The sequence below is a fragment of the Parafrankia discariae genome (genome assembly GCF_000373365.1).
Classification (GTDB): Bacteria; Actinomycetota; Actinomycetes; order Frankiales; family Frankiaceae; genus Parafrankia; species Parafrankia discariae.
Genome location: NZ_KB891208.1, coordinates 76484 through 97236, shown reverse-complemented (window position 1 = coordinate 97236; position 20753 = coordinate 76484). Strand labels below are relative to the sequence as shown.

The window sequence follows — 20753 nt, the reverse complement described above, 5'->3', positions numbered from 1 at the left end:
CCGACGGCCGCCACGCGACGGATGGCATCTTTCCCGATCCACGGGATTCCACTCTCCTCCGCGCCAACACCCCTCGCGACAGGATCATCACCTTGCGTCCGGATCGGTCGATCACGGCGAGAGTGTTCACGCGAACACAACACGAATGCACCTCGCGACCCCGGCCGGTAGGCGGTTACGTGCCGCGACGTACCCGCACCGCTCCAGCGAGAGTCGGGTCCGGGACAAGCCCTGATCCACAGAGAACACCAGGGGGACCACGGACGCTCGCCGGAGGACCCACGGACATTTCTTCCGTTGCCGGGCACGATGGTAGAGTGGGCGCGACAGTAACCCTGTTTTACCCGCGGTCCGCCGTAGTGTAATCGGCAGCACAGGAGATTTTGGTTCTCTTAGTCCACGTTCGAGTCGTGGCGGCGGAGCACAAGCAGTCGCGGGTGTTTGAAATTATATCGACAAGACGGCGTCCTTAACTTTCGCGCCAACGTCCAGTCAAAAGATTTCCCTCTTTGCCACTCCCATCTCCACACGCTGGGCGGACCGCCCGGAGTCACCCACCGTCGCCGAGGGTGGAGTGCCTCTTCGGTAGGCTGACAGCCGATGCCTCACCCTCCGCGGGCCGGCCAGGTCCATCGAGATTGCGGGAGCTCGTGTGACTGAGCCACGTCCGGCGGCTGTCATCGTCCTGGCGGCGGGCGAGGGGCGGCGAATGCGTTCGGGTACCCCGAAGGTCCTGCATCGCCTCGCCGGTCTGACCCTGCTCGAACACGTGCTCCGCGCCGCCGAGCCGGTCGGGGCGTCCCGGGCGGTCGTCGTCGTCGGTCACGGGCGCGAGCAGGTCGCGGCCATGCTGGCGCGGCGGGCGCCGCACGTCAGCACCGTCGTCCAGGAGCACCAGGGCGGGACGGGCCACGCCGTGCGCGTCGCGCTGACGGCCCTGGCCGACCTCCCGCCCGACGCGTCCGTCGTCGTGCTGCCCGGCGACACCCCCCTGCTGACCAGCGAAACCGTCACCGGCCTCGTCGAGCGGCACCGGTCGCGGGGCGCGGCGGCCACCGTCCTGTCGGCCGTCGTCCCCGACCCGACCGGGTACGGCCGCGTCGTGCGCGGCGACGGTGGCCAGGTGCGGGCGATCGTCGAGCAGCGGGACGCCGACCCCGCGACCGCCGCGATAACGGAGATCAACACCGGCGTCTACGTGTTCGACGTCGAGCTGCTGCAGTCCGCGCTCAAGCGGCTCACCACCGACAACGCGCAGGGCGAGGAGTACCTGACCGACGTGATCGGCCTGCTCGTCGCGGACGGGCAACCGGTCGGGGCGCACGTGGTCGCCGACGCGGCCGAGGCCGGCGGGGTCAACGACCGGGTCCAGCTCAGCGAGGCCGGCCGCGCGCTGCGGGAGCGGATCACCCGGGCCGCGATGCTCGGCGGGGCCACGATCGTCGACCCGGCCACCACCTGGATCGACGTCGACGTCGCCCTGGAGCCGGACACGACCGTCTGGCCGAACACGCACCTGCGCGGAACCACGACGATCGCCACCGGGGCGGAGGTCGGCCCGGACTGCACCCTCGTCGACACGGTCGTCGGCCCGGGAGCACGGGTGGTCAGCTCGGTGACCGACGGCGCCGAGGTCGGGGCCGGCTCCGTCGTCGGGCCGTTCGCCCATCTGCGCGCGGGAACGAGGCTCGGCCGCAGCGGCAAGATCGGCGCCTTCGTCGAGACGAAGGCCGCCGACATAGGCGACGAGTCCAAGGTCCCGCATCTCGCCTATGTGGGCGACGCGGTGGTCGGCGAGCGCAGCAACATCGGCTGCACCACGGTGTTCGTCAACTACGACGGGGTGGCCAAGCACCGCACGGTGATCGGCTCGGACGTCCGGATCGGCAGCGACACGATGCTGGTCGCCCCGGTGACCGTGGGGGACGGCGCCTACACCGGCGCCGGCGCCGTCATCAGGGAGGACGTCCCACCGGGGGCGCTCGCGATCAGGGAGGGCCGGCAGCGCAACGTGCCGGGCTGGGTGCTGCGCCGCCGGCCCGACAGCCCGGCCGCGCAGGCCGCACGACGCGCCGGCCAGCAGGAGACAGGCACGACCAGGCCGACCACACTTGAACCCACCACATCTGAACCGACCGCACCAGAGCCGACCACGAACGAGCCCGGCCAGCCCGAGCCGCCAGGCACGTGAGTTGAGCCACAGCCCAGCCCCGGGCCCCGGTATCGCTGGCGTTTCCGCCGTGCGAGGCCGAACGTAGAAACGGTTTGGCCGCAGGTGGGCTGCTCTGCGGCTATGGACACCGTCCGACCCAGTCTGCCGCGTTGGAGGGGACGCCTGATCCCGAGTCGCTCGTTCCCGGCCGCCCGCGCCACGTCCGGGCGGAACGGGTAGATCTGACCTGACCAGGCAGTGACCCCAGCCCAGGCCCCGGCGTGACGGGTACCCGCCCGTCGCCCGTCGCCGCCCGGCCCCCGACGACCACCGCGACCAGCAGACAAGTCAGCCGATTCGGCCGATCCAGCCGGCCGAGTCACCGCGGATGAACACATCAACGGTCCACGTCCGCAACCGTCCGTGTCACGGGCCGCCTGTCAGAGCCGCCAGTCATGCCTTGAGGAGATAACGGTGGGATACCAGACCGAGAACCGGCGGAACCTGATGCTCTTCGCGGGGCGTTCCCACCCGGAGCTCGCGGCCGAGGTGGCCCGGGCCCTCGACGTGCAGCCGGTCCCCACGAACGCGTACGAGTTCGCCAGTGGCGAGATCTTCGTCCGCTTCGAGGAGTCCGTCCGCGGGTGTGACGCCTTCGTGCTCCAGTGCCACACCGCGCCGGTGAACACCTGGCTGATGGAGCAGCTCATCATGGTCGACGCGCTCAAGCGCGCCAGCGCCAAGCGCATCACCGTCGTCGCCCCGTTCTACCCGTACGCCCGCCAGGACAAGAAGCACCGCGGCCGCGAGCCGATCTCGGCCCGCCTCGTCGCCGACCTGTTCAAGGCCGCCGGCGCGCACCGGCTGATGTCCGTCGACCTGCACACCGCCCAGATCCAGGGGTTCTTCGACGGCCCGGTGGACCACCTGTTCGCGCTGCCGCTGCTCGCCGACTACATCGAGAGCAAGCTCGACACGTCCGAGGTGACCGTCGTGGCGCCCGACTCCGGCCGGGTGCGCGTCGCGGAGCGGTGGACCGACCGGCTCGGCTGCCCGCTGGCGATCATCCACAAGCGCCGCGACCCGAACGTCCCGAACCAGGTCAAGATGTTCGACGTGGTCGGCGAGGTCCGCGGGCGCACCTGCGTGATCGTGGACGACATGATCGACACCGCCGGGACGATCACGAAGGCCGCGGAGTCCCTCAAGGAACACGGCGCGACTGACGTGATCGCCGCGGCGACGCACGGCGTGCTGTCCGGCCCGGCCGCCGACCGGCTGAAGAACTCCGAGATCAGCGAGGTCGTCCTCACCAACACGCTGCCGCTGCCCAGCGAGGCCCGACTCGACAAGATCACCGAACTGTCGATCGCGCCGCTGATCGCCGCCGCCATCAAGGCCGTCTTCGAGGACGGCTCGGTGACCGGCCTGTTCGGCGGCGACGCCTGACCCTGCCGGCTCCGGCCCTGCGGGGCCCGGCCCTGCCGGCACCGGCCGGCACGACCGCGGCGGCCGGGTGAGCCCATGGGCTCACCCGGCCGCCGCGCATCGGCCCGGCAGGAGTCCGGGCCGCCCCGCGGGCGCGGGCGGGGAGGGCGGGAACGGGTGGGCCGTAGAATCACCCGACATGACGCAGGACCGGCCACGGGTCTCGCTCACCGGCATCAAGCCGACCGGCGATCCGCACCTGGGCAACTACATCGGGGCGATCCGCCCAGCCCTCGACCTGGCGGCGACGTACGAGTCGATCTACTTCATCGCCGACTACCACGCCCTGACCTCCATCCGGGACCGGGCGAAGTTCGCCGCCTACACCCGGTCCGTCGCCGCCACCTGGATCACGCTCGGCCTCGACCCGGAGCGCACGGTCTTCTACCGGCAGTCCGACGTCCCGGAGATCTTCGAGCTGACCTGGATCCTGTCCTGCGTCACGGGCAAGGGCCTGATGAACCGGGCGCACGCCTACAAGGCGGCCCGTGACCGCAACGCGGAGAACGGCGTCGCCGACCTCGACTCCGGCGTCAACATGGGGCTGTTCAACTACCCCATCCTGATGGCCGTCGACATCCTGGTCATGGGCGCGGACGTCGTCCCCGTCGGCCAGGACCAGTCGCAGCACCTGGAGATCGCCGCCGACATCGCCGGCTCGTTCAACCACCTCTACGGCGACGTGTTCAGTCTGAAGATCCCCGAGGCGGTGCTGCCGTCCGGCGTCAACGCGCGGACGATGCCCGGCACCGACGGCCGGAAGATGAGCAAGTCCTACGGGAACACGATTCCGCTGTTCGCGCCGCCGTCCCAGCTGCGCAAGCTGGTGCGCGGCATCCGCAGCGACAGCACGCCGGTCGAGGCGCCGAAGGACCCGGACTCCTCCGCCGCCTTCCAGATCTACGAGAACTTCGCCGACCCGGAGGCGGTCAAGGACATGCGGGTCCGCCTCGAGCAGGGCGGCACCGGCTGGGGCGAGCTGAAGAACGCCCTGTTCGAGACGCTGGACGCCTGGCTGACCCCGCTACGGGCCCGCTACGACGAGCTGGTCGCCCCGGGCAGCGAGCTGGACGCGATCCTCGCCGCCGGCGCGGAGAAGGCCCGCGAGCGCGCCCACCCCGTCCTCGCCGGCGCCCGCCGCGCGATCGGCGTCGGCTGACCGGTCCGGCTACTCGGCAGGTCCGGCCGGCCGCCAGACGGGCTGGTCGGCCAGCGGGGCCAGCGGGTCAGGCGGGCTGGTCGACCGGGTGGAGGCGGGCCTGCTGGGCCAGCCGGGCGAAGGCCGCCACGTCGAGGGTCTCGCCGCGGGCGCCCGGATCCACCCCGGCCGCGCGGGCGAGCAGCTCGGCCCGGGCCGGCGAGCCGGCCCAGGGGGCGAGCGCCGTCCGCAGCGTCTTGCGCCGTTGGGCGAAGGCCGCGTCGACGGCCGCGAAGACCTCGCGGCGCAGCCCGGCGTCCGCCGGTGGGGCGGGGCGCCGGGTGAAGGCGACGAGGCCGGAGTCCACGTTGGGCTGCGGCCAGAACACCGGGCGGGGCACGGCGCCGGCCGGGCGGGCCTCGGCGTACCAGGCCAGTTTCACGCTCGGCACGCCGTAGATCCGGCCGCCGGGTGGCGAGGTGAGGCGGTCGGCGACCTCGGCCTGCACCATCACCAGGCCCCGCTGAATCGACGGGAACCGCTCCAGCAGGCCGAGCAGCAGCGGGACGGCCACGTTGTACGGCAGGTTCGCCGCCAGCACCGTCGGCGCGGCGACCGCCGGCGGCAGGTCGGCCGGTTCGACCCGCAGGCCGTCCGCCTCGACGACGTGCAGCCGGGCGGCCACCTCCGCCGGCAGCCGGGCCGCGGCGGTGACGGGCAGCGCGGCGGCGAGCACCGGGTCCACCTCGACCGCGGCCACCGCCGCCGCCTCGGCGACCAGGCCGAGCGTGAGCGAGCCCAGCCCGGGGCCCACCTCGAGGGCGACGTCGTCCGGGCCGATCCCGGCCAGACGCACAAGCCGGCGGACCGTGTTCGGGTCCACCAGGAAGTTCTGGCCCCGGCGCTTCGTCGGCCGCAGGTCGAGGGCGTGGGCCAGCTCCCGGATGTCGGCCGGCGAGAGCAGCGCCTCGGTCGCTACCAGGGCCCGAACGTCCGTTCCGCATTGGCGGCGACCTGGGCGGCGAGCTCGTCCACGGCCTCGCCGCGGGTCTGCGCGAGCAGCCGCAGGGTGAGCGGCACCAGGTACGGGCCGCCGGGCCGCCCGCGCCACGGGACCGGGGTGAGATACGGCGCGTCGGTCTCGACCAGCAGGAGCTCGGCGGGCACCACCGCGGCGGCGTCGCGCAGCTCCTGGGCGTTCTTGAAGGTGACGTTGCCGGCGAAGGACATCACGTACCCGGCGTCGGCGCAGATCTTGGCCATCTCCGCGTCGCCGGAGAAGGCGTGGAACACGACCCGCTCGGGCGCGCCCTCCTCGGCCAGGATGCGCAGCGTGTCGTCGTGCGCCTCCCGGTCGTGGATCATCAGGGCCCGACCGGTCTCCTTGGCGATGGCGATGTGCCGGCGGAAGCTCGCCTGCTGGGCGGCGTGCTGCTCCGGGGGCGTGCGGTAGTAGTCGAGCCCGGTCTCGCCGACGGCGCCGACGCCGTCCAGCCGGGCGAGCGCCGTGATCGCCGCGAACGTCTCCTCGTCGACGCCGCTCGCGGCCGCGTTGGGGTGGATCGCCACCGCCGCGCGGACCTCCGGGTTGGCCGCGGCGATCTCGGCCTGCCAGCGGCTGGTCGGCAGGTCGACACCGACGGAGACCATCCGGGTGATGCCGACCGCGCGGGCCGCGGCGATGGCCTCGGCCACCGGGGTGCCCATCAGGTCGAGATGGCAGTGCGCGTCGACCGCCGGGACGGGCAGCGGCTCGGGCGGCGGTGGCGGGTCACCGACACGTCCGGAGTTCCTCGCCACCCGACAGCTCCTTCACCCGAGAACGCACCCGCCGACATCCCCTTGCCCACCGCAGATCCTAGGACTCCCGCCGGGTGTACCGCCCCGACGGGCGTGGGATTCTGAAGGAGTGCTTGACCTCACGGGTTTCTGCCGATGACGACTCCGCTCCCCGTCGCGCTGGTCACGCCGCTGACCGGACCGGACGCCGCCCTTGGCCTGGCGGCGCTGCGCGGAATGACACTGTGGGCACGTGACGAACGGCTGCCGCCACCCTGGGACGAAGTGGGCGTGACGGCCTACGACGCCCACCCCGACCCGGTCGGCGCGATGCGCTCGGCCGCGGCGGCCGAGCCCGCCGCCGTCTTCGGCCCGGTCGGCCCGCGCGCGGCGCTCGGCGCGCTCGGCGCGGCGGGCCGGGTCGTGTTCAACGCCGGCGCCCCGTCCACCCGTTTCATGCGCCAGTCGTTCCCGCACGTCGTCAACGTGGCCGCGCCGACCTCCACCTGGCCGCGCGGGGTGCTCTCGGCGATCCGCTCGGTGGACCGTCACGCCCGCCGGGTCGCGCTGCTGGCCTCGGGGGATCTCGCGGTCGAACTGACCTCGGTGACCAGGGCCGCGGCCCGTTCCCAGGGGTACGAGGTCACCTCCAACGTGTTCCCGCCCGGCCGCGGCGCGCAGACCGCCCGCCTGCTCCCGCCGGCGGACGTCCTCATCGTGCACGGCGGGGCCGACGACGAGCTGGAGATCGCGAACGTGCTGCTGCGCCGCTCGTGGCGGGCCGCCGCGTTCTCCACCGCGGTGAGCGCCGAGGCCACGGCCACGCTGGGCGCGCTGCGAGAGGGCCTGCTGGCCCCGGCCAGCTGGGCCCCGGACAGCGTCGCCGAGGTCGGCACGGGCCCGACCGCGCGGGAGTTCTCCGCCGACTTCGCCGCGCTGCACGGCGTCCCGCCGACGGCGACCGCCGCCTGGGCGTACGTGGCGGGGCTGATCCTGGGGCGCTGCATCCGCCACTGCGGCGGTGTCGGCGACGCCTCGCTGCTGGCCGCCGCCCGCGGCCTCGACACCACGACCATGCTGGGCCGCTTCCGACTCGACGAGGTGACCGGGCTCCAGGTCGGCCATCAGGTCCCGATCGTCCAGTGGCAGTCCGGCGCGTCCTGGACGGTCTGGCCCCGCGAGGCGGCGCGCGCGCCGTTCCACCATCCGCGCTGGAACGCCCCGCCGCCGGGCGGGGTGGACGTCGAGGCCGACCCGCGGCCCGCGGCCGGGGCCACGGACGCCCCGGCCGACGAGCGGACGGCCACCGGCCCGGGCCCGGGCCCGGAGCCGACCCTGCCGCTGCCCGCCCAGGACGCCCCGACCGGTCCGTTCGGCTCGTCTCGCCCGTTCGGCCTGGGCCGGCCGCGGCCCGGGCTGGGCGGCGGCTTCGGCGCGCGCTGGCCGGCCTCGCCCGCTCCGGACGGGCCCTCCGTCGGGCCGTCCGGTCAGGATGCCGACGCCGGCCGGCCGGCCGGCTGGCCGGGCTGAGGGGGATCGCGATGTCGGCACCACCCGCACCACGCTCACCTCGGACGGGCGAGGACCCCTGGGGGGCCCGCGGACGGCCGCCGGCCCGCCGCGGACGGGCGCGGGCAGGCCACGGTCAGCCGACGGACGGTCGTGGGCGGCCGACGGACGGTCGGGCCCAGGGCCGCGGGAGGCGGCGCACCACCGTCCTCGGGGTCCTCGGGGTCCTGAGCATCATGTTCCTCGGCGCGACCGTCCGGCTGTTCGTCCATCCCCGGCGGGACTCCCCCGCGCCGGTCGACGCCATCGTGATGTTCGCCGGCAGCCCGGGCCGCCTCGAACACGCGGTGAGCCTGGCCGTGGCCGGGTACGCGTCGACGCTGGCCGTCTCGGTACCCACCTCGGACGACCCGTGCCCGCCGACCATCCCGAACGTCGAGGTGATCTGCTTCGCCCCGGATCCGCTGACCACCCAGGGCGAGTCACGCTGGGTGGCCGCCGCGGCCGCGCGGTACGGCTGGCGGTCGGTGCTCGTGATCACCTCGACCAGCCAGACGACCCGCGCCCGGCTCCGGTTGGGGCGTTGTTACTCGGGACAGGTACTCATGAGCCCGGTGGCACCACCGAGAATCATGTGGCCGTACATGATCGCCTACGAGTGGGCCGCGATGGGCAAGGCGCTGATCTTCCAGCGGGGCTGCTGATTTCCGCTGGTCTCGGCAGAGCACTGCCGGCCCGTCGATCTCGGCAGCGGGGGCCGCCGGGCTACCTGTCGATCAGCAGCCACGCTGCCAGACGAACGCCTTCACGGACGCCGCGGTCTGGTAGGCGAACAGATACGGCCACTGCCGCCAGGGGGTACTGACCGCGTCCACCAGGACCTCGCCGTCATAGCAGCGCTCGATGCGCAGCCTGGCCCGGCTGTCCTGGGAGCGGTCCGTGACGAACAGGATCGAGCGCCAACCGTGGATCCTGGCCAGCCGGCCAGCTTCGCGAGCCTCGCCCTGGGTGGTCACCGGGTCCGGCCAGAAGCAGATGACCTGGATGTCCCGGCCGATCTCGGCCGCGTCGGGGCACCGCCAGGTGCCGGGCATCGAGACCACCAGAACCGGTGCTATGCCGGACCTGGCCAGTTCGACGGCCTTGTCCCGTCGTTCGCCCGGGCCCCCAAGCATGAAGATCGCGTCCACGGGACGAGGCTTGTCGATCCTCGGGAAGACGATCATTCGCATGTTCAGCACGGCGACCAGAACCGCGGCACAGAGCGCCCCGGAGCGCAGCGCACGCCGCCACCGCGACCGTGCCTGTTGTGCGTCTGTGATCACACTCGTGACTGTAGAGGGCCGCGCAGGTGGCCGCGGACCGGTCGAGACGTGCTCTGTTTCACGTTCCCCGACCACTCCCCACGGGAAATCGCCGGACGCGGCCGGAGCGGCCAGCCGGAAGAAGTCAGCCGACGTCGCGTGACGGTACGCCGAAAATCGGCGCGGCGCGGCGCGCGCAAACACCCGGGCACCCGTCCCGAATTCCGGTGGGCCGATGAGAGAAGATTCCGCACCCCGCACCCAGCACCCCGCACCCGGCTCTCCGGGGCCATGCGGGCGGCCGGCCTCCCAGCCGGGCGGCGCACGCTGCCGGGGCGGTTCAGCGATCGGCCCGGCCAGACATCACCACGCCCTCGCCAGGAGGTCATGGCCGACATTCTCCAAGCATCGCTCCGTTCCGGCGGGGCATCCAAGTGAACCGGGTTCACCCGTGGGCAGCCGACACTTCATCCCATGGTCGACATCGCGCCCAGAAGAGATCTAAGCCACCCGCCACACGCACCGAAGGACCACGACGAAGCGAGTGGGGGCTGATATAGTTCAGCACGCGGATGTCGGCCGCCGAGGTGTCGCTCAACCGACCTCGACGACTACCGGGTCCGCGGTCATGCGCAGTGGCGCGGCACCTCCTCGCCTCATCCTTGCTGCCCAGCTCCCGCCGCCCGCCGCGCCGTCCACCAGGCCAAGCCGGGGACCGCCGGCGCAGGTCCGACATCGACCGCAGATTCATGCCGTCCATACTTCCGTGTATCGGAGTGTCCGGCCGCCGAGAAACCCATCGGGTTCTCCGGCTCTCCGGGTACCGGACGCAAGAGGGAGATCTTCCGTGGCCGTCCTGGCTACCACGCAGTTCACCGGCTCCACGACCGAGATTCCGGGCCTTTTTGTGTTCGATGTTACGTCCATCGAGGATGAGCGCGGCTGGTTCCAGGAGAAGTTCCACCACGCCAAGCTTGTCGACGCAGGGATTCCGGCAAGCTTCCAGGCCGTCCAGAACAGTCTTTCCTACAATAAAAATTCAGGCGTGACACGGGGCTTTCACGCCGAGCCCTGGGACAAGTACATATCGGTGGTCAAGGGCCGCGTCTTCTGCGCCTACGTCGATCTGCGGTCCGGGAAGAACTTCGGAACCGTCGTCACCGTCGAGCTCGACCGGAACCGAGCCGTCTTCCTGCCACGGGGGGTCGCGAACTCCTATCAGACGATCGAGGACGACACCTACTATCTGTACAGCGTCAACGAGCACTGGAGTGCCGACCGGTACGACAGCTACGTCTTTGTGAATCTTGCCGACCCGGTCCTAGGCGTGCGGTGGCCCGTCCCGTTGCGCGAGGCCGTGATATCCGATCGAGACCGGCACCACCCGTCGCTGGCCGACGTGAGCCCAGTGGAGATCGCGCCGGCCGCGGTCGCCGGCCGCGGGGACGCGGACCCGGGCTGACCGAGTCGCGGCCCGGCCTCACGGCCGGCTCGGGACGTCGTGCGGCGCCCAGCTCCGGACAACCCGGGCGGGCGCGCCCACCGCGAGACTGAAGTCGGGCACGACCCCCTTCACGACGCTGTTCGCGCCGACGACGGCGCCGCGGCCGATCTTCGAGCCAGCGGTGACCACACAGTTCTGGCCCAGCCAGGCGCCGTCGCCGATCACCACCGGGGCGACGCCCGTGTGGCCCTGGTCCCGGATCGCGACGCCGGCCGCCCGGTAGGCGTGGTCATGGTCGGCCACGTAGACGCCACGCGCGAACATCGCTCTGTCCCCGATCGTGATGCCGCGCACGGCCGACAGCGTGCACCACCCGACGAACGACGAGCCCGCGCCGATTCGGATCACCGGCGCCGCCGGCTCGCCGTCTCCGCCGATCACCTGGAACCACGAGCCGGGGCCCACATGGACGCCGGCGCCGATCGACATCCAGCGAGCGCCGTAAAGCCGGAACGGCGGCTCGATGTCGGTACGCGGGCCCAGCGCCCCGAACGACCCGGTCAGGAACCGGGTGAAGGCCCGGCTGCGGGCCCTGCGCCACAGGTCGAGGGACCGCTCGGGTAGCGAACTGCTCATGGCCTCGTCAGATGTCGGGACGGGTGAACCGTGCCGGATGCGAGCTCGGGCGGAACGCCCGACTGGCTGGGGACGCCGCCCGTGGGCTCGGAGTACGGGGGGTAGCCGGGCCACCAGTCCCGCCGCCGGCCCCAGAGCGCGCGCCAGTCGCTCGCCCGCGCCCGCGGCCGCCCGCGGGCCAGCCCCGACCCCAGATCGGCCAGGGCCCGCAGCGCCACCCCCAGCACGATCATCGCCAGGCAGAGCCGCTGCCGCCGCCCCGTCCAGTGCTTCCGCACCAGCGTGGTCTTCCCGCGCAGGACGAGCACGTGCTTGGCCGCCCAGTTCGAGGACGAGGCCCCGACGTGGTGCACGATCGTCGCGGTCGGGACGATCGTGGGGCAGTAGCCGGCGGCCCGTGCCCGCATCGACAGGTCGGTGTCCTCTCCGTACATGAAGAACCTGGGGTCGAACCCGCCCAGCCGTTCGAAGAGGCCGCGTCCGACCAGCAGCAGGCATCCGGTGACGACACCGACCTCGCGGACGCTGTCGCGCTGCCAGCGCCCGAGGGACTCCGGATCGAAGATCCTCGATCCGCGGAACATCGTCGACAGGCCGACCCCGAAGCACACCAGGCTCCACAGGCTGGGTGCCCCCCAGCAGGAGCTCGGATCGACCGATCCGTCCGGCCGCAGCGTCCGCCCACCGTAGAGCCCGCAGGCCGGGTTCCGGCGGGCGAAGGTGAGGATCTCGGTGATCGCCCCCTCCAGGACGACGGCGTCGGGGTTCAGCAGGAGCAGGAAGTCCCCGCTGGCGTGGGAGGCCGCCAGGTTGACCGCGCGGCCGAATCCGAGGTTCGTCGCCGATTCGATCAGCCGCACCGACGGGAACACGTCCCGGATGGCGTCCGGTGATCCGTCCGTCGAGGCGTTGTCGACAACGATGATCTCTGTTTCGGCCCCGGGCGGCTCAGCCAGGACGGACTGTAGGCACCGAACCGTCAGCTCCGCGGTGTTGTAGGACACGATCAACACGGACACCTCGACGGTCACTGCCCACCCGCCGGGTGGGAGCCGGAGCGCCGCCCGGTGCCGTCCGCGTCGGTACGGTCATTCCGCCCAGGCCGGTCCGCCTGGACGGCATGGCCGGAACGGGCCGACTCTCCGCGCCTCCCGATGACCTTCGCCGGAACACCCGCGGCCAACGCTCCCGCGGGCAACGACTTCGTGACGACAGAACCGGCGCCGACAATCGTGCTGTCGCCTATCGTCACGCCTGGGAGAACCACCGAGTTGGCGCCGACCCACACGTCGTTGCCGATGACGATGTCCGCCTCCCGCTTCGGCTGGCTGTCGATGACGATGTCCGGCAGCGTCTCGTAGTTCGCGGCCGTGAGAAACGTGCCCGGCCCGATCAGGGAGTGCTCGCCGATCTCGATCCGGCCAGTGCGGTCACCGGCCCACAGCGAAACCCGCTCACCGATGTGGGCGAACGCCCGTATCTCCACCCGCTCCCCGTTCCGGACGGAGACGTTCGGCGCCAGGCGGACACCCCGTTCGATCGTCATCCGGCGGACCTGCTGGACATGCGAGTAGTTGTAGAAGTGGAGGATCCGCAGTGAGTGCAGCAGTGCGCGGGCGTCGAGCAGGGAACGGAGAAAGCCGAGAACCCTGGTCACGTCGTCTCCTCAGGAAGGCGCCGGCTGCTGTCGTCACGCTCCCAGGAACCGAGGTCGCCGCGGCGGACCTTCCGGACGGCCAGCAGCTTCGCCACCGCCGAGATGGCGAGGTAGGCGGGGGCTGCGGTGAGCAGCCGGCGATCGGCGGCGACGACGGACAGCCAGGACGCGCCGCCGGTGTTCCGGTTCTCCACGGGCACCAGCCCACGATTGCGGAGCTCGATGTTCCCGGCGTACACCCGGACCTTCCTCCGGACGAAATCCCGCACTGTTCTCGCGGGATAGACAGTGAAGTGGACGGAGTCCACCGTGACCCGTTCCTCCGCGCTGAACTGGTGGTAGAGGTACAGATCGTCGGCGATGGCCTCGGGAAAGCGGGCGAAACGCTTCCGCCCGACATCGCCGACACCGACGACCCCGGAGCCCACGTGCCCGTCGGCGACATAGGGCAGACGCATCCAGATCCGGTAGTAGTCGCGGACGGGCCGGGCCACCCCGGTCATGCACGGACGCAGCGCGGGCGCCGCGGCGAGCGCCGCCCCCGTGCGCAGGACGGCGGCGACCTCAAGCAGCGCCGATCCGGCGACCTCCACGTCGGCGTCGACATAGAAGCGCGGGAAGGCCATGGCCGCCGCGTCCCCGGTGTTCAGGGCGGCCGCCTTGTTCGCTCGATCCGTCTCGATCACCCGGACGCCACGGGCACGGGCGGCCGCGGCGGTGCCGTCCGTACATCCGTTGCACACCACGATCACGTCGAGCGCTCCGACGGGCAGCCCGGCACTGAGCGCCGCGAGGCACCGTCCGATGACGGACTCCTCGTTGTGCGCCGGCACGACGACGCTGGCCAGGACGACACTGGCGGGGACATCACCGGCGCCGTGCGGTGCCGGGGCGGAACCCACGGAGAGCGGTGCCGTCACCCCGTCGCCGATCTGAGCTCGTCACCCTCGTGGTGGCCGCCAGATGCCGTCGCCGGCGGGTTGGAGCCGGTCTGCCCTCGGCGGCGCGGCGCCGGGACGGCGCAGTCAACCGTCCTCGGGCGGACCCGCTCGCCGGCCGAGCGCTCCCGCCCGGTGATGCGGTCGAAGACATCCACGTAACCGGGGACCTGCAGGCTCCAGTCCAGCACCTCGACCGCGCGCTGCCGGCCCCGCTTGGACAGGTCGGCCCGCCGCTCCGGGTCATCGAGCAGACGCTCGATCGCGGCGGCGAACCCGTCGATGTCGCCGGGTTCGACGTATTCCGCGATGTCCGCGGCGGTGACCCTGGTCTCGACGAGATCGAACGTGACCACGGGCAGGCCGTAGGCCATGTATTCCATGGTCTTGTTCATGGTCGACACGTTGTTGAGCGGGTTCATCGGGTCCGGTCCGACCGCCAGGTCGGCGGTCGAGAGGTATTTGTCGATCATCTCGTGGTCCGCGCGACCGGTGAAGGTCACGTGGTCGTCGAGATCCAGCTCCGTGGCGAGCGCGCGCAGATCGTCATAGCAGTCACCGAAACCGAGCAGGGCCAGGTGGACGTCGGTGCGGCCGCGCTGGTGGACGAGGATGTCGAGGGCACGCAGCGCGTTGTCCACTCCGTCCTGCGGGCCCATCACCCCGAGATAGCAGAGCAGAAACTCGCGGCCTTCCCGCAGTTCCGGGTGGACGGCGCCGGGCCGCATCCGATCGGTGTCCGGGCCGCTGCGCACGACCGTCGTGTCCTGCCTGGTCCGGCCGCCACGGCGGATCGCGATCTCCCGGTAGGAGTTATTGGTGGAGATGACGTGGTGCGACAGCCCGTAAGTGATGCGTTCGAGCGCGAAAAGGAAGGCGAGCAGAATCCGCGACGGGCGCTCGAAGCGCGACTTGTAGACCTCCGGGCATAGGTCGTGCTGGTCGTACACAAGGCGCACACCACGCCGCCGATAGAGTAACGCGAGCAACGCGTAGGTGTCCGGCGGATTGCACACCTGGATAACGTCGAAGCCGCGTTCCCGGTAGACCTTGCGCGCCAGTCGGGCAGTACGCATCCAGCAGACAAAAAACTCTTTCATATATGAGATTACGCCGGACGTGGCGACGTACGGCTCATACTTGTAGAGGTGTACATCATCGAGTAGCTCATAGCCCGGGTCACCCGGCCCCTTGGGGCATATGACCCGCACCTCGTAACCGGCGCCCACCAGGGCCTGGCATTCCAACCAGACCCGCCGGTCGAGCGGTACCGGCAGGTTCTGCACTATGATCAGCACGCGATTACTCAACGTCACTGCTCCCCCAGATTGACCAAGTGAACCTGCGATGAGCGCCGCCGCTGGACACGTCACCCACTGACGACATACTAGAACAGATTTTGTTCGATCCGTCCGGCCCTTTGGGGAACTCGAGATGAACCGGGCGGCCAGGTCGGTCAACGCATCAGGGTACAGTGCCCTGACCATGCGTTTTAGCGGAAAGCTTGATCGTCTGTGGCGAAATCCCGCACCGAACCGGCGTCGCGATCTGCTCGCCGACAAGCATTCTTAGACGGAAAGCAAGGACGCTGGCTCGACACCTCGGAACTGAACCGGGGCCTTGCCGGGCGGTCCCGGAGAGGTGTGGCGGCGACGGCCGGCGCCCAAATCTGGCGATTGTTCACTCAATTCGGCTCAACGATTGTTCTGGCCCGGCTGCTGTCACCGGACGCCTACGGCCTCGTCGGGATGGTGCTGGCGATCTCAGCCCTCGCTGATCAGCTGACGGACCTCGGGCTCTCCCAGGCCGTCATCCAGCGCAAGACGATCACGCACAGTCAGGTCAGCGCGCTGTTCTGGGTCAACGTCGTGGTCGGGTTCAGCCTCGCGGTCGCGCTGGCCGCGGCCAGCCCGCTGATCGCCCTGTTCTACGGGCACGACGAGCTCGTCGGAATCACCCTCGTCGTCGCGCCGTCGTACCTGATCACCGGCGCCCTCGTCCAACACCAGGCGCTGCTCCAACGGCAGATGAAGTTCGGCTCCGTCGCGGCCCGCGACATGATCGGCCGGACTACCAGCATCGTCGTGGCCATCACTCTCGCGTCGCTGGGGGCCGGCTACTGGTCGCTGGCGCTCATGCCGACCTCGGCGGCCCTCGCCCGGGCGGTCCTCGTCTGGACGGCCTGCGACTGGCGGCCGAGCCGACCGGCCCGCGCGGACGGCCTCGCGCCGATGCTGCGCTTCGGCGGCAGCGTCGCCGGCTCCGGCCTGCTCGGGTACGTCAGCCGCAACGCCGACAACGTCCTGGTGGGCCGGTTCGCCGGGCCGGCGGCCCTCGGCCTCTACTCCCGTGCGTACGCGCTGCTCCTGCTCCCGCTGCAGCAGGTCAACCAGCCGGTCAACATGGTCGCGATCCCCACCCTGTCCAGGCTCCACGACCAGCCGGACCGGTTCCGCGACTACTACCGCGCCGCCGTGTTCACCGTGGCGCTGCTCGCTCTGCCACTGGTCGTGCTGATGGCGCTGCTCGCCGACGTGTTCGTCACCGGCCTGCTGGGCGCGCCGTGGAGCGGGGTCGTGCCGATCTTCAGAGTGCTGGCGATCGCCGGATTCGCCCAGGCGATCAGCTCGACGGCGACCTGGCTGTGGGTCTCGCGAGACCGGGCCGACGAGATGCTCAAGGTCGCCGCGGTGACCCGTCCGCTCACCGTGGCCTCGTTCTTCCTGGGATTGCCCTGGGGGCCGGTGGGCGTCGCCTGGGCCGTCAGCATCGCCTCCGTGGTGACCGCCATCCCGATGCTTGCCAGCGCCACCCGCGACACACCGGTGAGGCTGGCGGACGTCGCGACCTCGATCGCGCCGGCCGTCCTCGCCAGCGCGGTGCTCGCCGCGGTGACCGCCGGGGTGCGGGCGGTGGTGAACCTGCCCCCGATCGCCGAGCTCGTCACCGCGGGGACGGCCGGCGCGGCGGCGTATGTGGCTGTCGTCTCGGCCATGCCGACCTGCCGGCGCCAGCTGCGCGGCGTGCTGCGCGGAAAGCGCGGGCCGACGCCGGGTCAGGGGCCGGGTCAGGGGCCGTCCGACAGCCCGGCTCCCGGATCCGTCCCGCCCCAGGATCAGTGGCCGCTCGCGGCGGCGGCCGAGCACGGTGCCCGACGCCGACGGCCACACCGGCGGTCTCGTTGATCTCGACGGAGGAACCGACCATGCCCGAGCCCGACCCCCGCTCCGCCCCCGCGCGCGACGTCGTGTTCACCCTGTCCAGGGAGACGCTGCGGGACATGGCGATCCGCTCGTACATGCGGCCTCCGGACCGCGTCCTGCTCACCCTGATGCAGTCGCCGCGGGTGCGACGGCTGCTCGTCGCCGAGCCGTTCCGCAGCCGGGTGACAGCGTTGGCGAAGGGCGACCCGGTGGTGGCCGTTCCACCGACGAGCAGGCCGGACCGCTACGTCGTGTCCGCGCGCCGCTGGCGTCGCGAGGACCCGGTCTCGCCCGCGATGCTGCGCCACACCTACCGGCGCTACGACCGGGTGCTGCGACGGGCCGCGGAGCAGGCCCGCTGCGAACGGCCCGTGGTCGTCACGACGTACCCGCTGCTGGCGGGGCTCGCCGAGTTGGAATGGGCCGACTCGGTCGTCTACTTCGCCCGTGACGACTGGGCGACCTACCCCCCGCTCGAACGCTGGCACCCTGCGTTCCAGGAGGCCTACGCCGAGATCCGTCGCCGGCGGCGGCCGGTGGTCGCGGTGTCGGAGTCGCTGCGCCGGCGGCTCGCTCCCACCGGAGGCTCACTGGTCGTCCACAACGGCGTCGATCCCGCCGAGTGGGAGCGGCTGCCGCCGGCACCCGCGCTGACCGCGGGCCTGCCCCGGCCGTGGTGCGTCTACGCGGGCACCGTCGACGACCGGCTCGACGTCGACATGGTCGCCCGGCTGGCGACGGAGAGCACGGTGATACTCGCCGGGCCCGTCAAGGACGAGCGGCACGCCGCCCCGCTGCGGGCGTTGCCCTCGGTGGTCCTGCCAGGCCATCTCCCCCGGCCGGCCGTCACCGGGCTGATCGCCGCAGCGGATGTGTGCCTGCTACCGCACCGGGTGACCTCGCTGACGGAGGCGATGGATCCAATCAAGCTGTACGAGTACCTGGCGGCGGGGCGGCCCGTCCTGGCGAGCGACCTGACCCCGGTCCGGGGCATGGGACCGCGGGTCAGGCTGCTGGCGCCGGGCGACGATCCGGTGGCCGCGTTCCGGGAGGTCCGCGGCTGGCCAGAGGTGACCGAAGCGGAACGCCACCGGTTCGTCACGGCGAACAGCTGGCCGGCCCGTCATGTGGAGTTGCTGGACTTCACTCTTGGCGGCGGTCCGGAGCGGACGCGGCGGCCCGCGGCCCAGCCGGCGTGAGGCCGGTGCCGCGAGGGCCGGCGTACCCCGGTTCGGCCCTCACGGCGTTGGTTCACGCGATGCCGGCGGGCTGCCGGGCGGCCGGGACCAGCTCCGCCACGCTTTGCTGGTCACCGCGCGGGCCCCGCCCCTGGACGGGTGCCCTCGCGGCAGGCCCGGCCGGTGTGGGCACGGGCCGCTGTTCGAGTCGCCACAACGCGCCGGTGACACCCAGCGTCAGGTAGAACAGGCCGGCGAAGGCCGGGAACGACAGTGAGTCGAAGCTGTACGAGGCCGCCGCGACGGCGACGAGCATCGCGGCGAGGGCCTGGGCCAGCTCCCGGGTCGCCGCGTCGGCGGCGCGCCGGGCCACGCCGAACGCCATCGTGATCCCGCCGAGCATGACGATGACGAGCGCGGCCAGACCCACGTATCCGGAGGTGAGGATGGTCCCGAGGTACTGGTTGTCGAGGAAGAAGTACTTCGCCGGGATGAAGGTGCCCGGCCCGCGCCCGAACCACGGCCGCTCGCTGATGTAGGCCTGCGCGACCGCGTAGTCCGCGATCCGTCCCTGATAGCTGGGATCGGTCTTGTAGTTCAGGAACAGACTGCGCAGCGTGCCGAGCACGCCGGGCACGGTGGCACCGAACGCGCCGACCCCGATCACCAGCCAGACGAACACGTTGAACCGCCGCCGCCAGCTCCACACGACGCTCTGGACCAGCAGCACGCAGCCAAGCCCGATGATCGCCGTCCGGGAGACGGAGAGAGGGGCGGCCGCCGCGGTCAGCACCAGCGCCCCGGCGGCACGCTGCCGGGCACCCCTGGTGACAGCGTGAAAAGTCCGGTACAGCGCCAGCGGGACGATCATGGCGACGACCACCCCGAACTCGATGTAGTGCGACGCCGTGCCGGCGACCCGGGAGGTGCCGCCCCCCCGTGAGACGGACTCCAGCGCCGGGGACCACATCACGAACCCGGGAAGCCGCAGGTACCTGCTGTAGTCCTCGTGCGTCAGGTACTGGACGATTCCGAACAGCGCCATCACGGCCCCGAAGGACACGATGCGCGAGATCAGGACCTCGAGCCGGGCCCGCGAGGGGATTCCGTCGGCTGCCGCGAGCGCGATGCCGACGAGCGCCAGAACGGCCAGGATGGACCGGTCCGAGGCACGGGACTCCACCCCGTCGAGCCCGCGGCGCTGACCGGCCACATAGGCGGCGAGCAGCGCGCCCAGATAGATGAGCAACAGGCTCCGGACCGGCTGGCGGTCACGGCGGACCAGGCCGGGATGCAGCCAGGTGCACAGCCAGGCGCCGGCCAGCACCAGGCCGAGCAGGAACACCGGCCGGCCCGCGGCGCCGAGCGACTGCAGGGTGTTGCGCGCCGGGATGACGAACAGCAGCACGCCGAGGAGTGTCAGCATGCTCACCGCGTCCGGCCGCCACCGGGCGATCGGGAGCGCCGCCACCGTCCGCAGCGCCGCCTGTCCGGGCATCGTCACCGCGGGCGGCCGCTTCGGTCGAGGTCCGGCGGGACGGGCCCCGCTCCGAGTCGGCCGCCCGTCCGAATGGTCACCGTGTCCTCGTTGACCGCCGCGGTCTCGTGCCCCGGTATGGCCCGCTCCGAGGCGTCCCTGCCGTACAGCGGCGCGGCCAGCGGATCCGGCTCCAGAACCAGCGGGCTCCGTGGTGATCCGGCGTCCGGCGGGCTGTCGGGCCGGCGGGTTCCACCGGCCGCGGCGCGACGGCGGGCGGCGACGAGGCCGTCCAGCGCCACCGCGAGGCCCACCGCCGCGGCGAGCGCGACGACGCCGATGACGATCCGCTGGCGGGAACGACCCGGGTACTGGGCGGGTGAGAGGTTGGCCCCCTCGGCCGCCGGCATGATCGAGTACTGTGCGCCCGGATCAGCTACGCCGGCGCTGGCCTGGTGCGCGACGAGGTGCCGGTTCGCCATCGCGACGACCTCCTCGACGGTGCGCCGGGCCAGGTCGGGCGTCGGGCCCGTCACGCTGACCGACAGGACCAGCTTGGCTCTGGTCCAGCTGACCTTGTAAGTGGGGAGAAGGCCCAGCTTGTGGATCTGCGCGCGGGACGCGTCGGCGTCCATGGCGCGTTCCTCCAGCGAGCCGGCGAAGCCGACGCCGCCGGAGTTCTCCACGCTGCCGGTCGGCGCACTCGACCGGCTCGGCGGGGCGTTGACGAAGGCGTCCATGGCCGCGGAGTACTGCGGCTTCACTCCCGAAGTGGTGACCAGGGCCGCGGCGATCCCCAGTGCCACAACCACCAGGAACACGTACCAGCGCCGAATGGTGATGCGCATGA

General features: G+C 71.8%; 18 protein-coding genes and 1 tRNA gene. 9 read left to right on the top strand and 10 right to left on the bottom strand.

All coding sequences use genetic code 11. From position 1 onward, the window contains the following. Window positions 1-350: 350 nt before the first annotated feature. The 4 genes from B056_RS0111855 (at window position 351) to B056_RS0111840 (ending at window position 4799) form a co-directional block, all read left to right on the top strand. Window positions 351-422, top strand: a tRNA-Gln gene (locus B056_RS0111855). 287 nt (window positions 423-709) lie between these two features. Further along, window positions 710-2191: a bifunctional UDP-N-acetylglucosamine diphosphorylase/glucosamine-1-phosphate N-acetyltransferase GlmU gene (glmU, locus tag B056_RS0111850; protein ID WP_018502077.1), complete on the top strand. Its 1482-nt coding sequence runs from the start codon at window positions 710-712 to the stop codon at window positions 2189-2191. Between the two features lie 435 nt (window positions 2192-2626). After that, a complete protein-coding gene (locus tag B056_RS0111845) occupies window positions 2627-3601 on the top strand; it encodes a ribose-phosphate diphosphokinase (RefSeq protein WP_018502076.1) in 975 nt (324 codons plus the stop codon). Between the two features lie 178 nt (window positions 3602-3779). After that, window positions 3780-4799, top strand: a complete 1020-nt coding sequence (locus B056_RS0111840; RefSeq protein ID WP_018502075.1) for a tryptophan--tRNA ligase — start codon at window positions 3780-3782, stop codon at window positions 4797-4799. 67 nt (window positions 4800-4866) lie between these two features. On the opposite strand, the gene rsmA is transcribed toward B056_RS0111840, so the two are convergent. Then, a complete protein-coding gene (rsmA, locus tag B056_RS36195) occupies window positions 4867-5661 on the bottom strand; it encodes a 16S rRNA (adenine(1518)-N(6)/adenine(1519)-N(6))-dimethyltransferase RsmA (protein ID WP_018502074.1) in 795 nt (264 codons plus the stop codon). A gap of 92 nt (window positions 5662-5753) precedes the next feature. Further along, on the bottom strand, window positions 5754-6578 hold the full coding sequence (locus B056_RS0111830) for a TatD family hydrolase (protein WP_018502073.1): 825 nt from the start codon (window positions 6576-6578) through the stop codon (window positions 5754-5756). A 135-nt stretch (window positions 6579-6713) separates the two neighbouring features. Between B056_RS0111830 and B056_RS0111825 the strand changes: the two genes are divergently transcribed. Together B056_RS0111825 and B056_RS0111820 are read left to right on the top strand one after the other, a co-directional pair. After that, window positions 6714-8087, top strand: coding sequence for an ABC transporter substrate-binding protein (locus B056_RS0111825; protein ID WP_018502072.1), 1374 nt, complete (start codon window positions 6714-6716; stop codon window positions 8085-8087). Window positions 8088-8302: 215 nt separating this feature from the next. Then, a complete protein-coding gene (locus B056_RS0111820; RefSeq protein WP_018502071.1) occupies window positions 8303-8770 on the top strand; it encodes a YdcF family protein in 468 nt (155 codons plus the stop codon). Between the two features lie 72 nt (window positions 8771-8842). Here B056_RS0111820 and B056_RS0111815 read toward each other — a convergent pair whose 3' ends face one another. After that, a complete protein-coding gene (locus tag B056_RS0111815; protein ID WP_026239597.1) occupies window positions 8843-9391 on the bottom strand; it encodes a YdcF family protein in 549 nt (182 codons plus the stop codon). Window positions 9392-10217: 826 nt separating this feature from the next. Between B056_RS0111815 and B056_RS0111810 the strand changes: the two genes are divergently transcribed. Then, window positions 10218-10832 carry a dTDP-4-dehydrorhamnose 3,5-epimerase family protein gene (locus B056_RS0111810; protein WP_018502069.1) on the top strand — a complete coding sequence of 205 codons (615 nt, stop codon included), beginning with the start codon at window positions 10218-10220 and terminating at the stop codon, window positions 10830-10832. Window positions 10833-10850: 18 nt separating this feature from the next. Here the strand turns inward: B056_RS0111810 and B056_RS0111805 are convergent, their stop codons facing one another. Genes B056_RS0111805 through B056_RS36185 form a run of 5 tightly spaced genes read right to left on the bottom strand, consistent with a single transcriptional unit; the run spans window position 10851 to window position 15505 of the window. Beyond that, window positions 10851-11450: an acyltransferase gene (locus tag B056_RS0111805; RefSeq protein WP_018502068.1), complete on the bottom strand. Its 600-nt coding sequence runs from the start codon at window positions 11448-11450 to the stop codon at window positions 10851-10853. Further along, window positions 11447-12481, bottom strand: coding sequence for a glycosyltransferase family 2 protein (locus B056_RS36190; RefSeq protein ID WP_018502067.1), 1035 nt, complete (start codon window positions 12479-12481; stop codon window positions 11447-11449). The genes B056_RS0111805 and B056_RS36190 overlap by 4 nt, the downstream gene beginning before the upstream one ends. Further along, a complete protein-coding gene (locus B056_RS45750; RefSeq protein WP_018502066.1) occupies window positions 12478-13107 on the bottom strand; it encodes an acyltransferase in 630 nt (209 codons plus the stop codon). Before B056_RS45750 ends, B056_RS36190 begins: the two co-directional genes overlap by 4 nt. Further along, window positions 13104-14027, bottom strand: a complete 924-nt coding sequence (locus B056_RS0111790; RefSeq protein ID WP_018502065.1) for a glycosyltransferase — start codon at window positions 14025-14027, stop codon at window positions 13104-13106. The genes B056_RS45750 and B056_RS0111790 overlap by 4 nt, the downstream gene beginning before the upstream one ends. Next, window positions 14024-15505, bottom strand: coding sequence for a glycosyltransferase family 4 protein (locus B056_RS36185; RefSeq protein ID WP_230202955.1), 1482 nt, complete (start codon window positions 15503-15505; stop codon window positions 14024-14026). Before B056_RS36185 ends, B056_RS0111790 begins: the two co-directional genes overlap by 4 nt. Before the next feature lie 183 nt (window positions 15506-15688). Here B056_RS36185 and B056_RS0111780 point away from each other — a divergent pair, with 183 nt between their 5' ends. After that, the gene (locus tag B056_RS0111780) at window positions 15689-17230 is read left to right on the top strand and encodes a lipopolysaccharide biosynthesis protein (protein WP_026239596.1); all 1542 of its coding nucleotides are present in this window, start codon (window positions 15689-15691) and stop codon (window positions 17228-17230) included. A gap of 20 nt (window positions 17231-17250) precedes the next feature. After that, window positions 17251-18447, top strand: coding sequence for a glycosyltransferase (locus tag B056_RS0111775; protein WP_051105601.1), 1197 nt, complete (start codon window positions 17251-17253; stop codon window positions 18445-18447). 52 nt (window positions 18448-18499) lie between these two features. On the opposite strand, the gene B056_RS0111770 is transcribed toward B056_RS0111775, so the two are convergent. Both B056_RS0111770 and B056_RS0111765 read right to left on the bottom strand, forming a co-directional pair. Continuing rightward, window positions 18500-19924, bottom strand: a complete 1425-nt coding sequence (locus tag B056_RS0111770) for an O-antigen ligase family protein (RefSeq protein ID WP_230202954.1) — start codon at window positions 19922-19924, stop codon at window positions 18500-18502. Window positions 19925-19926: 2 nt separating this feature from the next. Next, entirely contained in the window at window positions 19927-20751 is an 825-nt protein-coding gene (locus B056_RS0111765) for a YveK family protein (RefSeq protein WP_018502060.1), read from the bottom strand. Window positions 20752-20753 lie beyond the last annotated feature (2 nt).

Bases quoted from the DNA above. Each gene is read 5' to 3' on its own strand.
- B056_RS0111775 (WP_051105601.1), top strand. From the start codon at position 17,251: ATGCCCGAGCCCGACCCCCGCTCCGCCCCCGCGCGCGACGTCGTGTTC.
- B056_RS0111805 (WP_018502068.1), bottom strand. From the start codon at position 11,450: ATGAGCAGTTCGCTACCCGAGCGGTCCCTCGACCTGTGGCGCAGGGCC.
- B056_RS0111825 (WP_018502072.1), top strand. From the start codon at position 6,714: ATGACGACTCCGCTCCCCGTCGCGCTGGTCACGCCGCTGACCGGACCG.
- glmU (WP_018502077.1), top strand. From the start codon at position 710: ATGCGTTCGGGTACCCCGAAGGTCCTGCATCGCCTCGCCGGTCTGACC.
- B056_RS0111840 (WP_018502075.1), top strand. From the start codon at position 3,780: ATGACGCAGGACCGGCCACGGGTCTCGCTCACCGGCATCAAGCCGACC.
- B056_RS0111765 (WP_018502060.1), bottom strand. From the start codon at position 20,751: ATGCGCATCACCATTCGGCGCTGGTACGTGTTCCTGGTGGTTGTGGCA.
- B056_RS0111820 (WP_018502071.1), top strand. From the start codon at position 8,303: ATGTTCCTCGGCGCGACCGTCCGGCTGTTCGTCCATCCCCGGCGGGAC.
- B056_RS0111770 (WP_230202954.1), bottom strand. From the start codon at position 19,924: ATGCCCGGACAGGCGGCGCTGCGGACGGTGGCGGCGCTCCCGATCGCC.